10 protein-coding genes and 4 pseudogenes are annotated in these 13,335 nt (G+C 45.7%); 9 read left to right on the top strand and 5 right to left on the bottom strand.

Going from position 1 to position 13,335, the window contains the following annotated elements:
- Positions 1-94 precede the first annotated feature (94 nt).
- Positions 95-1,873, top strand: a complete 1,779-nt coding sequence (locus SU60_RS05835; protein ID WP_041154738.1) for a DUF7146 domain-containing protein — start codon at positions 95-97, stop codon at positions 1,871-1,873.
- A gap of 312 nt (positions 1,874-2,185) precedes the next feature.
- Positions 2,186-2,737 carry a hypothetical protein gene (locus SU60_RS05825; RefSeq protein WP_032073025.1) on the top strand — a complete coding sequence of 184 codons (552 nt, stop codon included), beginning with the start codon at positions 2,186-2,188 and terminating at the stop codon, positions 2,735-2,737.
- A gap of 98 nt (positions 2,738-2,835) precedes the next feature.
- Here the strand turns inward: SU60_RS05825 and SU60_RS22875 are convergent.
- Positions 2,836-3,788, bottom strand: a pseudogene (locus SU60_RS22875) (ISL3 family transposase).
- A gap of 321 nt (positions 3,789-4,109) precedes the next feature.
- On the opposite strand from SU60_RS22875, the gene SU60_RS05815 reads away from it, so the two are divergent.
- The 3 genes and pseudogenes from SU60_RS05815 to SU60_RS05805 all read left to right on the top strand — a co-directional run bounded on the left by SU60_RS05815 (position 4,110) and on the right by SU60_RS05805 (position 6,987).
- Positions 4,110-4,547, top strand: coding sequence for a hypothetical protein (locus SU60_RS05815; protein ID WP_041154737.1), 438 nt, complete (start codon positions 4,110-4,112; stop codon positions 4,545-4,547).
- Positions 4,548-5,143: 596 nt separating this feature from the next.
- Positions 5,144-5,575 (top strand): annotated as a pseudogene (gene tnpA, locus SU60_RS05810) (IS200/IS605 family transposase).
- Between the two features lie 296 nt (positions 5,576-5,871).
- Positions 5,872-6,987 carry an LPD1 domain-containing protein gene (locus tag SU60_RS05805; RefSeq protein ID WP_041154736.1) on the top strand — a complete coding sequence of 372 codons (1,116 nt, stop codon included), beginning with the start codon at positions 5,872-5,874 and terminating at the stop codon, positions 6,985-6,987.
- Positions 6,988-6,989: 2 nt separating this feature from the next.
- Here the strand turns inward: SU60_RS05805 and SU60_RS05800 are convergent, their stop codons facing one another.
- Together SU60_RS05800 and cadR are read right to left on the bottom strand one after the other, a co-directional pair.
- Positions 6,990-7,283 (bottom strand): helix-turn-helix domain-containing protein, encoded by a 294-nt coding sequence (locus SU60_RS05800; protein WP_014386779.1) that lies wholly within the window; start codon positions 7,281-7,283, stop codon positions 6,990-6,992.
- Between the two features lie 716 nt (positions 7,284-7,999).
- On the bottom strand, positions 8,000-8,407 hold the full coding sequence (cadR, locus tag SU60_RS05790; RefSeq protein WP_007148576.1) for a Cd(II)/Pb(II)-responsive transcriptional regulator: 408 nt from the start codon (positions 8,405-8,407) through the stop codon (positions 8,000-8,002).
- Positions 8,408-8,502: 95 nt separating this feature from the next.
- Between cadR and SU60_RS05785 the strand changes: the two genes are divergently transcribed.
- The 4 genes and pseudogenes from SU60_RS05785 (at position 8,503) to SU60_RS05770 (ending at position 12,347) form a co-directional block, all read left to right on the top strand.
- Complete coding sequence (locus tag SU60_RS05785) at positions 8,503-9,399, top strand: cation efflux transmembrane domain-containing protein (protein WP_004364974.1); 897 nt, start codon at positions 8,503-8,505, stop codon at positions 9,397-9,399.
- A gap of 3 nt (positions 9,400-9,402) precedes the next feature.
- Positions 9,403-9,915 carry a signal peptidase II gene (gene lspA, locus SU60_RS05780; RefSeq protein WP_027013448.1) on the top strand — a complete coding sequence of 171 codons (513 nt, stop codon included), beginning with the start codon at positions 9,403-9,405 and terminating at the stop codon, positions 9,913-9,915.
- A gap of 21 nt (positions 9,916-9,936) precedes the next feature.
- A pseudogene (locus SU60_RS05775) lies at positions 9,937-11,224 on the top strand (ISL3-like element ISPpu12 family transposase).
- Between the two features lie 91 nt (positions 11,225-11,315).
- On the top strand, positions 11,316-12,347 hold the full coding sequence (locus tag SU60_RS05770; RefSeq protein ID WP_102595949.1) for an IS630 family transposase: 1,032 nt from the start codon (positions 11,316-11,318) through the stop codon (positions 12,345-12,347).
- 81 nt (positions 12,348-12,428) lie between these two features.
- Here SU60_RS05770 and SU60_RS05765 read toward each other — a convergent pair whose 3' ends face one another.
- Positions 12,429-12,878, bottom strand: a complete 450-nt coding sequence (locus SU60_RS05765; RefSeq protein WP_245228366.1) for a DUF1440 domain-containing protein — start codon at positions 12,876-12,878, stop codon at positions 12,429-12,431.
- Positions 12,879-12,890: 12 nt separating this feature from the next.
- Positions 12,891-13,172, bottom strand: a pseudogene (locus SU60_RS05760) (recombinase family protein); the annotation flags it as partial.
- Between the last annotated feature and the right edge of the window lie 163 nt (positions 13,173-13,335).

Here is a 13,335-nt window from a genome sequence, read left to right as displayed (position 1 = left end):
TATTTTTTCCCGGTGTCGGGGTTTCCCTAAAGCCCCTGATACGGGGGGACTTAGGGAAGCCTCGATGTCGGGGTTTCAGCTAAGGAGAAACACTATGGATAACTCATATTTCTATAAAGCAGACGAAGTTCGTAGCCTCGCTAAGGGTCAATGGCTTTTCATTTTGGCGCATTTAATGCCTGAACTGGAACCAGCACTCAAAAAAGCGGGAAAGTCCCATGTTACATGTCCGTTTCATGGTGGAAAAAAAGACTTCCGTATGTTCAAAGATGCTCACGAAACAGGTGGTGCTATTTGTTCTTGCGGTTCTTGGCATGATGGCTTTGAGCTATTAAACCAAGCAAGAGGGTGGGATTTTGCTGAATGCCTACAGCAAGTTGGTGACTTGTTGATGGCTCCAAAGCATTTCAAGCGTCAGCAAAGCTCCAATAATACAAGTTCACCGCGCCGAGCACAGCAATCTGCTCCGGCAAAAGTGAATAACACCAAATACGATCCAAATCGTCGCCCTAAGTATCAGGGCACTTTAATTGCTCACGGTCAAGCTCCTTACCAGGACGACCCGATAAATGAACCAAGCTATTTTGCTTACATTCGTTTATCAACGGGCAATGAACGTAAGATTTGGGGCGTTGATCTAGAAAGAGCAATCGGAGAATGCGGTGCTGTATATGGTGATGAAGTCACTCTCACAAATTTGGGACGTGAAGCTGTTACCGTAATGCAGCCTGTATTTGAAGAAGGCACTGGAGAGATCATTGGTGAGAAACCAGTTCAAACACATCGCAATACGTGGTTGGTTGAAGTGAAAACTAAGAGTGTTCGTACTGCTAAACCAGAGTCTGTAGCGCAGGCAAAGGTTTCAAACAGCAGCTATGTCTCTCACTCTGCTCCTGGTTCTTATAACGAAGAGTCATGGGCTGATTCAAATGTTCCGACAGAACAACATGAGGATAATCATTCTTCATGTAGCCCTGTTGAGCATCACCAAGAAGCCGTAGTTGAACAAGAACATTCAGAAAGCAAGGTTGTTCCGCTCTTTGCTGAGCAGTCAAAGCCTTGGTTGATGGAACTTCAAGAGGAAATGCAAAAGAGAGCTCAACGCGAACGTGTTTACAATGCTCGCCTTTGTGAAAAAATTGAGAAGATCTGGAATGAATGTTTGCCCTTTAACTGTGCAGCAGCTGAGCCGTTACGTGCCTATTTCGTCAATCGCAAACTTTTGTTTGCACATGATGTAGTAGAACAGACAGACAGCCTGCGATTCCACCCAAGTATGTCCTATTACGATGAAGATGGTAATGAGGTTGGAAAATTTCCAGCCGCAGTACAAGCCATCCGAGACGCGAAAGGAAACTTGGTTACTTTACATCGTACATATCTGACCAAAAGTGGTAAGAAGGCCAAAGTAGAATGCGCTAAAAAGATGATGCCTGTTCCTGATGGATTGAGTGTCACTGGCGGTGCAGTTCGCTTAGGTATGCCAACAGAAGGAGTATTAGGTTTGGCAGAAGGCTTGGAAACAGCATTGTCTGGGTTCCGTGCTACTCACATCCCTACATGGTCCACAGTGAATGCTACTCTTTTGGAAAACTTTGAAGTTCCAGACGAGTTAGACATCCACACTGTCGTTATCTTTGCAGATAAGGATAAGTCGCTAACAGGGGAACGCTCCGCAAATGTGCTGAAATCTAAGCTTGAAAAGCAAGGATATACAGTTCATGTGCTGTTACCTAAGCTGCCCATTCCACCTCGTGCAAAAGGTATAGATTGGAACGATGTCCTGGTAACTCAAGGACAGATGGGATTCCCGCCGATTAGTACACTCCGCGAGTTTATTGCGCGTAGGGCAGGTGCTTATGGGCGTGTATAACCTAGCAGAAGTAAACACTGAGCCAGGTAACGAAGCTACTTGTCCCTTCTCACCTCCTTTGGGGTGGGAAGGTGATGAGAGCGCCTATCTAGAATTGATGCGTCAACGTTACAAAGACAGAAACTTCAACCAATTAATAATTGGAACTGTCTGGTGTTCAAAAAAAATGGACATACATTACTCTGGGCCGTTTGCAGAACAGGCAGCTCAGATTGTTAATAAACTCCGGTAGCATTTTAGCTACCGGACCATCTAATTACTGAGGGGAACCAAACCTGATGGGTCTGTTCGTCTCACCAAAGGAGAATAACTATGGATATGCCGCAACATCTTCGAAACCCAATGGTAGTTGAAGATGCAATGAAAAAAGCTGAGCCGCTTGCAAAGCAAATGGGGCTTAGTTCTATACCTGACGACATGCTTGAGTTGATCTGTCCGAACTTAACTTTCGCAGGACAATTCACGCCAGGGCTTTACGCAAGATTTCAGAGTGTGAAGCAACTACTGAAATCACTATCGGAACAACACAAACCTAAGCATGGCCATATTGTGAATTTAACGACACAATATGCGAGTTACGAAGAAGCAGTCTTGCTTTTACGTGAAGGTGAAATCAGAGGTGAGAATTTGATAGCTTCTGTGGGTGGAAAAAACCTAGATGATTTCGATATGCGAGATTATGGCATAGCGATGCATGTTGGCTGCGGTGGACCATTTAACCCCATTACTGATAAGCATATTCAAACACTATTCGAGTTCGATATGTTTGAGACTACTTATAACTTTTGGGGAGCTTATTGTGGTAATGGAATGATTGAAGTTACTGTTCCAATGAAGCGATGGTTTTTAACTTTGAATGAATAAATATTAATTTTTCAGTTTAACCCTGGAGGGAGATGTGCCCTCTAGGGGCTCTCTCCTTAAAAACTAAGGAGATAACAATGATTAAGTATATTTTTGGTTCATCCGGTAAATCGATACTTCGCCTCATGACTTGCTTTGATTTTTAACTCAAAAAATTCCCAATCACGATACCCATAGGCGACTTTGTTCAACGTCTTTATTCGGTTGTTCACACCCTCTACTCGACCACTACTCATCCTTTCATCATAAAATGCCAATATCCCATCCTTATGCTTTTTCAGGGTATTAGTAAACTTCTCTAGCATCACAATGCCTGAGTGGTTCGCTTCATCTATCCAACTTTCTAGCCATCTCTCTCCTTCGATCTTTGATGGCTGCGACCACAGCATTCTTAACTTCTCTTTTAAATAATAAACCACCGCTAAGGCTGATTGGCTTCGAGTGCTCGCTCCAACCTCGCTTGGCCCTGCTCATCTAACCTATCCGGATTACTCACCAATAACCAACGAGTATTCTTAAGATATTGAGCGTCATTTTTGCTACTCATCGAATTTTGTAATTCACGCCTGAACGCTGTCAGTTTTTCATTAAATCGCTTCACCACATGGAAGCGGTCAATGACTAACTTAGCCTTCGGAGCGTGCTGTTTTACCGAAGAAATGTATGCCTGACCCATATCGGTGGCGATAGCTTCAATCGGTTTTTTACAGCGCAGCTTCCGTTTCCAAAAACCGTCAAGGCTTTCGGACTTCTTTCCTTTCTCTGTATAAATGACGGCACTTGTTTTCATATCAATCACAACCGTCATGAAGCCACTTTTTGGGCCACAGTAAATCTCATCAATTCCAATGTGAGTGACGTTTTTAAGACAAGGTTGAGAGTATCGTTTTTGCAGGTAATGCTTCTGAATGTCTTTCACTGTATCCCAACAGACACCGCATAGCTTGGCAATGGCACTGATGGTTACGTTCAATGCCGACAGGGAGAGAACATACTGTTCAAAGCCCTTTGTGTAACGGACCTTGGGACGAGGGACAAAATTAAGCGGCAAATACCCGAATGTATTACAAGCTCGGCATTTAATCCGCTGGTTTGCTATCTGGATGTAACAGGGGTTAGTGCCAATTGGGGTAGCAATGAAACGGCGAACCTTACCTCCTTTTTTTTATGACATCACGACTACGGCACGATGGACATTTAATATGAGTATTGTGTGCTATGTGAAAGATGGTTACGTTACCATCAAACTCTGTAGAGCAATAATGGAAAGGGCCGCGTATTCCAAAGCGATGGTAAAGAAGTGAAGTTGACATTAACTAGCTATTTTTAGCGATATGATATCAGAAAAGCCATTCAGGTATCGATTTACCGGATGAACCATATTTTTAACACTTCATTAAGGCAGGAAGTGATTATTGATACCGATAGCAATATTGATGGATATCAATACCACTATATTAATGTTGTTGAACACATTGCTTCTGGTGGAGAGGTTCAAAGGTTTTATCAGGCTGTCGTTGTAACAAAAACTAGTAGTCTTACTTACCACGATAGTTTTGCTACAGACTGGTTTTTGATTAAAAACAATAAACTTTATGTTTGTACTGATGAAAATGGGGAATGTCTTGTTGAATATAGCTCTGAGCATGAAGGCGAAACATTGCCCCTGACTCCTTTTTCCCGAATTGAAATATGTGTAAATAAGAAGGACTCGGCAATTGGATACGCCGTAGCTGAGTTCGCAAAAAGTGTTATAGACAGGGTATTCAATGTCAATGTTGCAAGTATCCCTGTCGTTAACCTGGGATAGTTCAAAAGCGCAGGGGGAAACCCCTCGCTTTCCTAAGCATCCTAAACAGGTTTCTTAGGAAAGTGCCTTGAGCGCTGATGTGCGATAGCTGGTCGCCATAAATAAACAGCATTAATTCACTTTTTATAACCCACGAGGTACATCACCCTCTTGGGGTTGGTGTACCCATTTGAAAGGAGTACACCATATGAACCAAGCACTTCAATTGAACCCAACTCAAGTACGCGAACAAGCATCGGTAAGAAGGCTGGATTTTTAAGGCTTTGTTCATGCATTATAAATCTGCCGAGATTGGGCATTTCCGCGTTAGTTAACTAAGTGTTCTCTGGTGTATAAGTGTAATTCTATAGTAGAACCAAGAGTCTTATTATATGGGCAAGTTAGACGACACCGGAGAGTATTTACCTTTTGCAAAGAAGCATTTGGTATTAGGGAAAGATAACGGCGACACAAACATTAGCCTTAAATCAATTTGGCCGGAACCTAATTAAACATTGATAAACCCCCAGCTCTGCTGGGGTGACTCGCATAGGTTTGACCGTGACAACGGTATGTGTAACTTCTTTGCTCGACCAAAAGTAAAGAGGAAACAACCTATGCGAGACTATAAGAGTCTGTCTCATACTCGATGGGATTGTAAATACCACGTGGTGTTTATCCCGAAGAAAAGACAAAAGATGATTTACGGTGCCATCAGGAAACACTTAGGTGCAACATTTCATGAGTTAGCCAAACGTAAAGGCGTAACGATAGAAGAGGGGCACTTGATGAAAGATCATGTTCATATGTGCATCAGTGTTCCGCCAAAGTATTCTGTATCTAATGTTGTTGGTTATCTCAAAGGCAAGAGCGCTATATCGATAGCTAAGAAGTTTTGAGGTAGGCAGCGAAACTTTAATGGTGAGCACTTCTGGGCTAGGGGGTATTTTGTATCTACAGTCGGTTTGGATGAAGAGACAGTGCTTGAATATATAAGAAATCAAGAACAGGAAGATGAGCACCGTGATCAATTGAAGTTTGGGATCTAGCGCCTTGGGCGCTTACTTAAGCCCTTAGAGGGCGTCATCCAATAAGCCTCCGGCTCTGCCGGAGGTCATTTAACTGGCAAGAATTGTGTGATGATGGTCTGTCAGTTGAAGTATGCGCATATTTATCGGTTTACTATTCTGGTTGGAGGAATAACCCCCGTCCAGCTCAGCCATCTGTCAGTCAAGAGCAATGGACAAACGCATACGAAAAATCACTACTTGTTTTGCAAGAGTTGTTTGAAAACGTAGCTGACAATGATGATGTAAAGTTGCTACCGGAACGATTTCGGAGTCGGATGGGTATCCCTAAGAAAACTGGTAGGCAACATATTAGAGATGTTTACCCATTGTACGCTGTTGGTAGAGGTGAAAATAGAACCTACAAAACTCCGTTTGCCTTGACGCTACGACAATCATCTTTAATTCATTTGCTGCCAAAATTAGGGTGGCCTTATACAATCAAGCCATACAATGTTGACCTATTTCCGGTGGCCTTCGAGGGGGGATTCTACCGACTGTGCTCGATACAAGGAAAACGGTTTGTATATAAAGAAACAGAAGAGTTCCCTAACAAATTCAAAAGTGAAACGGATGCTATAAATGCATTACGTTGTCACATGAATTTAGATGTATCGCCCTATATCCCCAGAAAGAAAATCGAAACGATAAGAAACATACAGCTCAGCTATGATGTTACACCAGAACAATTCATAAACACGTTCAATTTTAGAGGAGTTCAGTTTGGGAGCTCTATGCCAGACAAAGAACGTCAACTGTTTGTAAACAATAGCTTTTATGCATTCAAGGTATTAGCTCATATATTAGAGATACCAGACGGATGGATAGGGCTTGGAGGACAACTTGGCATAGCTTTCGGCGCAAGGGGGCAGGGGAAAGCAAGCGCCCATTATGAGCCAGACCTAAATATCATCAATTTGACTCGGCGGAGTGGACCTGGTGCAATTTCTCACGAGTGGTTCCACGGAGTTGATGCTCTTCTGGCAAGGTCTAGAGGATATGAGGGTAAATTGATCAGTGAGTTTATTACTGGCGTAGACATGGAAAACGCACCTGATAAGTTCAGGAAAAACATTCTCCTTATGAGGAATATCATTACTAAGCAACTTTGCTCTGGTACTAAGTATTTCAATCAATCACAGAAACTGGCAGGCCAGAAGGGAGCGCGAAAATACTGGATAGAAAGAAGCGAGATGTTAGCCAGGGCTTTTGAAGCTTTTGTCCAGGACTCACTTATAAGCAAAGGAATAAGTTGTGATTGGCTTGTTATGGACACTTTACTTTCAGATGTGCCTAAAGAACATCATGACAAGCATCCTTACCCGCAAGGCGATGAACGCAAGAATTTAAACTACTCGATGTTTAATCTAATGAAAGGGATTTGGAGTAATTAGGTTTAGCTTCTTGATAAAAAGTAGTCGAGTAGAGCACCTTTTCTAATCTCCTTTTTTTTAAACTGATCAAGCATATAGAAAAAATCAACATGATCGATACCATACAAGTCAAGGAGAGCTAATGCATCAAATAGGTCAATCCCAGTATGACCATTTTCGAACTTGGAAATGAAAGATTGGTTAACACCGATATGGTTGGCCGCGTCAGCCTGAGATAAGTTGCTTTTTTTCCGAAGCTCCTTAAACAGGTCACAGACAAATAAATATTCACTTCCTCCTTTCTGATAGAAATTCACAAAACACCTTGAAAATTATCTAGTCCACGAGTTACGCATGAACATGCGCGTCAACGAAGCGACAAAATTGGATTTCTCTTGATCATTCATCCGGGAAAAGTTGGCAAGATACATTTCCCGTTGAGTTACGATTGTCATTAGATTTGCCTCTAGCGGAGATGATGAGTCAATCAATAACTGAATGCGTTCAGGGATCTCCTCGGCAGTGCTAATGTCAAAATTTGTATTGTTTAACAAGAACATGCTGTTTCACCCATAAGAACCCCGTAGGATTATACACCCAAAGGTCAATTATTCCGAGTGGAATAATTCGCAAGACTTTAGCCGAAAACCAACCGGATTGGCTGGTGGTGAAATATGCAACCTGAGGGAGGACTTTTTTGTCGCCACAAGCCAATGTGCTCGCACAATAAAGTTTGTTATGCATCCTTGAAAGTGTAACGTCTGTCTTAATGGTTAATATCTACGGTTGTAAGGGTGAACTGAACTAAAGCATAGTTCTTATAGAGGTAGTGCTTTCTGTGCTGATTGGAATCTAACAGAGGCGACAAACAGAGGCGATGTTGCCAAACTCATTTCTGCCCCATTATTAGCTATACCCGTGATCATTGAAGATGCTTGATTTTTTTGGGTAAGCGGATTAAATGGTTGATCTTACCTTTGCATGAGAGTGAGACAGACCGGCATCTCATCGGATTATCTGGTTGATGCTTCACCTACTGCTGGTGCATGTTTCCTTCGCTAATTCCAGCAAGAACCCCACACGCCTCAACTTCCCGGTCATCGTTGCAACTCGCTCTCAGTGAAACGAGTTGTTTCTCAAGCGCTTGCAGAGCGGTTATCTGCGACCGCACATGAGAGATGTGATCATCGAGCAAGGTGTTGACGGCGGTACAAGGCTGATGAGGGTCGTCCTGATAGCTCTGTAGTTCGTGAATCTCAGCCAGTGACAGGCCCAGGATTCTGCAGCGACGGATGAAGGCCAGCCCCTCACCATGCTTCTCGGTATAGACACGGTAACCGTTGTCCTGCCGATCAGGCGGCGGCAACAAGCCCTGCTGTTCATAGAAGCGGATCGTCTGTGTTTCGACCCCTACCAACTGCGCCAACTGACCAATGCGCATCAGCCTCCTCCCCAACGGATTCTTTACTCTATTGACCTTATAGTAGCTTTATAGTTTAAAATGGTACCACAACATTGTTCAAGTGGAGTCGTATCATGAGCAAATCCTGTGGTGGCGCCTGTGGCGGTGATGCAACGTCCGCAGCGGATACCGATATACAGGCCTCCTCCGAGGCGCCAGGGAGATGGGTCAGTGTTTATGCCGTGCCGAAGATGGACTGTCCATCAGAAGAACGAATGATTCGCCTAGCCCTGAACGGCTTTGAGGAGATTCGGGCGCTGTCCTTCGACTTGTCGAACCGCCGGCTGAAGGTCGTGCATGACGGCGAGGTCGAGCCCGTCACCTCGAAACTGAAGACCTTGGGGCTAGGCGCCTCGCTTCAGGAAACCGTCGCTGCAAATCCGGAGACCATCAAAGCCGCCGAGTTTTCGGCAGCTTCTGCTAAGCAAGAATCCGGGACCCTGCGCTGGTTGCTCGGCATCAATGCACTTCTGTTCGTGGTGGAAATGACTGCCGGTCTGATCGCCCGGTCCACCGGCCTGATTGGAGAATCCCTGGACAATTTTGCCGATGCGGCGGTGTACGGGCTTGCCCTTTATGCGGTTGGACATAGCGTGAAAATGCAGGTACGTGCCGCGCATCTTGCTGGTGTACTGCAACTGATCTTGGCTGTGGGCGTGCTCGTAGAGGTGGTGAGACGCTTTGTATTCGGTAGTGAGCCTGAATCGCTGGTGATGATGGCTATCGCATTCGTCGCATTGATTGCCAATACCAGTTGTCTGCTGCTCATATCCAAACATCGGGAAGGTGGGGCGCACATGAAGGCAAGCTGGATATTCTCGGCCAACGACGTGGTGATCAACCTGGGGGTCATCACCGCCGGCGCCCTGGTCGCGTGGACCGGTTCCAATTATCCGGATCTGATTATCGGCACCATCGCGGGGGGCATTGTACTTAACGGTGCCAGACGCATTTTGGCGTTGAAGGGTTAAATAATGCTCATTATTGGCAAAAAGCTCTCGCCGTATGCCCTATTGTCCATATCGGGCCTGCTGGCAGCGTCTGATCAGGCTGTAAAGTGGCTGGTGCAGCAATCAATGGCCTATGGCGAGTATGTTTCGGTGACCCCGTTCTTTAACTGGGTGCACCTATGGAACACCGGTGCCGCATTCAGTCTTTTTGCGAATGGTGGAGGCTGGCAGCGCTACTTTTTTATCGGAATCACGGTAGTGGTCTCGATTTTTCTGATCAAGCTGATCCTTGAAAATCGTCATAAAGGAGAAGCCATCGCTTACAGTCTTATCCTCGGTGGCGCCATGGGTAACCTGATTGACCGGGTCTTTCGCGGCTATGTTGTGGATTCCTTTGATTTCTATTGGCGAGACTGGCATTGGCCGGCCTTCAACCTGGCTGATATTGCAATTGTCCTCGGTGCCTTACTTTTCGTTTCCAGCAGCTTGTTGGGTAAAAAAGCAAACACCAATGCCGAGTCGGATGGATCTGACTGACACCTACGCCTATACAACACCATGACCGAACTTCCCGACAACATCCTTCACCTGCCGCAATACCAAGTACTGGGCTGCAAATCAACCGACGACGAAATGCACTTCCAGGTGGACGTGCCCGATCCCATCGCCTGCGAGGAATGCGGCGTGCAGGGTGAGTTCGTACGGTTCGGCAAGCGTGACGTTCCCTATCGTGATCTGCCCATCCACGGCAAACGGGTCACTCTCTGGGTGGTCCGCCGCCGATACACCTGCCGGGCCTGCAAGACAACATTCAGGCCCCAGCTACCGGAGATGGTGGACGGATTCCGTATGACACTGCGGCTGCATGAGTACGTGGAGAAGGAATCCTTCAACCACCCCTACACCTTTGTGGCGGCACAGACCGGCCTGGACGAGAAGACGGTGCGCGACATCTTCACGCCCGCGCCGAGTTCCTGGGGCGCTGGCACCGCTTCGAGACGCCCCGCATCCTGGGCATTGACGAGCTATACCTGAACAAGCGCTACCGCTGCATTCTGACCAACATTGAGGAGCGAACCCTGCTCGACCTGCTGGCCACCCGCCGCCAGGACGTGGTGACCAACTACCTGATGAAGCTGAAAGACCGGCAGAAGGTCGAGATCGTCAGCATGGACATGTGGAACCCCTACCGGGCAGCGGTCAAGGCTGTGCTGCCCCAGGCCCGTATCGTGTCGATAAGTTCCATGTGGTGCGCATGGCCAACGATGCCCTAGAGAGAGTGCGCAAGGGCCTCAGAAAGGAGCTGAAACCGTCCCAGAGCCGGACTCTCAAGGGAGACCGGAAAATCCTGCTGAAACGCGCTCACGAAGTCTCAGACCGGGAGCGCCTCATCATGGAGACCTGGACAGGCGCGTTCCCGCAACTGCTGGCCGCCTACGAGCACAAGGAGCGCTTCTACGGCATCTGGGACGCCACCACACGGCTCCAGGCAGAAGCCGCCCTGGACGAGTGGATAGCCACCATCCCGAAGGGCCAAAAGGAAGTCTGGAGCGATCTGGTCAGGGCAGTGGGAAACTGGCGCGAAGAGACCATGACCTACTTCGAGACGGACATGCCCGTCACCAACGCTTACACGGAGTCCATCAACCGACTGGCCAAGGACAAGAACCGTGAAGGGCGCGGTTACTCCTTCGAGGTGATGCGGGCACGAATGCTCTACACCACGAAGCACAAGAAGAAGGCACCGACTGCGAAGGTCTCTCCTTTCTACAAGAAAACCATCGGTTACGGACTGCCGGACTTCGCAGAGGAACTCAACTACGGAGTCGATCTATCAACCATCTGAGGGTGGTATCAGATTGATGGGGTGAAGGTGACCCATCAACCATTAAATCCGTATACCCATTTTTTTTAGAATCAGGATCATGCTACGAACCATGAAAATTACACTGACTCCTCAACAGAAACTGCAACTCGAACAAATGCACGATATTGAACGTGATAGTCGAGTTTGCGACCGTATTAAGGCTGTTTTGCTGGCTTCTGAAGGCTGGAGTCAGACCATGATTTCACAAGCTCTTCGGATTCATGAATCCACCGTTGCACGTCACCTTAGCGACTACGTTCTTTCTGAAAAACTTAAGCCTGAAAATGGCGGAAGTCAAAGCAAGCTTTCTGCAACTCAAACCATGCACCTAATCGAGCATTTGACTGAGAGAACCTATCCTCATACTCATCAAATTGTCGCCTACGTTAAAGAGACTTTTGGACTTGATTACACTGTCTCTGGTATGAACAAATGGCTTCACCATAACGGTTTTAGCTACAAGCAACCGAAAGGCGTTCCACATAAGTTTGATGAAGCAAAACAACAAGCTTTCATAGATGCTTACGAAGCGCTAAAGGCAAGTTGTGACGAGGATGAATCGATAGTCTTTATCGATGCTGTTCACCCAACCCTATCAACAAAAATATCTCATGGCTGGATACGAACTGGTCAAGATAAAGTGATTGAAACAACGGGAAATCGCAGTCGATTGAACATTCTTGGCGCACTGAACCTGTCAGATATCGGAGCTACTATTATTGATGATTATGAGAGCATTAACAGTGAAACGATAGTTCGCTTTTTCTGTAAGTTAAGAGAGAGTTATCCGTTAGCTCATAAGCTTCATATCATTTTAGATGGTGCGGGATATCACCGTAGTGACTTGGTCAGAGATGCGGCATTTGTCCTTAATATCGAGCTGCATTATCTTCCACCTTACAGCCCAAACCTCAATCCAATAGAGCGGCTTTGGAAAGTAATGAATGAGAAGTCGAGGAACAACGTTTACTTCAAAAGTAAACGGGACTTCAAGGCAGCAATAGACCAATTTTTTACTGTGACTCTTCCAGAGATCGCAGGCTCTTTGGCATCTCGAATTAATGATAATTTTCAGGTTCTCAAGCCTGCATCTTCAAGTTGATTCGGTATACACTATCTTCTCGTAAGCTCACCTTATGTCGGTATTCTTAGCTTAACGCGACTTCTGGATCCGGCTCTTTGGTCATTTTTCACGCAGATAACCACGAATCATTTCAATAGACCAGAACCATACAATATGACCAAAGATCTCTGAAATGTACTCGCTTGCAGGAAGGTGAGACCAAGTCGGAGTCAGCCCTAGCCACACAAAAACCGTACCATGCGTACAAACAGTGACGATCAAACCCGCCATTACACCTTGCCACATTTTTACTTTTGGAAAAATTTCATCGATCACACAGTAGCCGATGGCAAAAGTCAGAGAAAAAATGATATGAGTAACCATTACTGGGTTGATGATATGTTCAGCAAAAGTATAGACCGTTTGTGTTGGATCAATACCAAGATAATCTCTTAAGAAAATATAAGGAGGGTTAAATTCAGCACGACCATCGCTAATGGTTCTCGGTGGTAATGGGACTTCTGCCCCCCACTTAACAAAGGGGTCTGAAGCCCAATGGAACGAAAACATACGCTAAGCTTCTTACCCCGCTGAACGCTCACTTGCCAACTTTTTAGCAACCCGTATTACTGTACGACCTGAAACATTGGTAAGTTTGGTGGTATCACTGATACTCAGCTTGTTGACTACTCGTAGCTGATAGATTTTTTCGTGTAGTTCTGAATCGGCTTGCCGCCCTCTGTGTTTCCCTTCCTCTTTGGCTTTCTTTATTCCTTCAGCCTGACGGCGGCGGCGATCTTGGTAATCTTTTCTCGCGATAGCAGCTAGCATATCCATCATCATGCTATTTATAGATTTGATCATGGGGTTTTGCGCCCATTTCAGCGAAAAGTCCAATGTGAGCCCTCAGCCTTTTATTTATAAGGGCTGAGGGCTACGGCATATTTTCTTTCTTAGCCCTATAAAATACGAACATATGACAAAATCGCTTGGTGTTCACAAGATTTCTGAACCATTTTTAAGAAGG

This window comes from Vibrio mytili, assembly GCF_000830505.1.
Taxonomy (GTDB): Bacteria; Pseudomonadota; Gammaproteobacteria; order Enterobacterales; family Vibrionaceae; genus Vibrio; species Vibrio mytili.
Note: the sequence above shows the minus strand (reverse complement) of the source record. Positions and strands in the feature narration are given on the sequence as shown.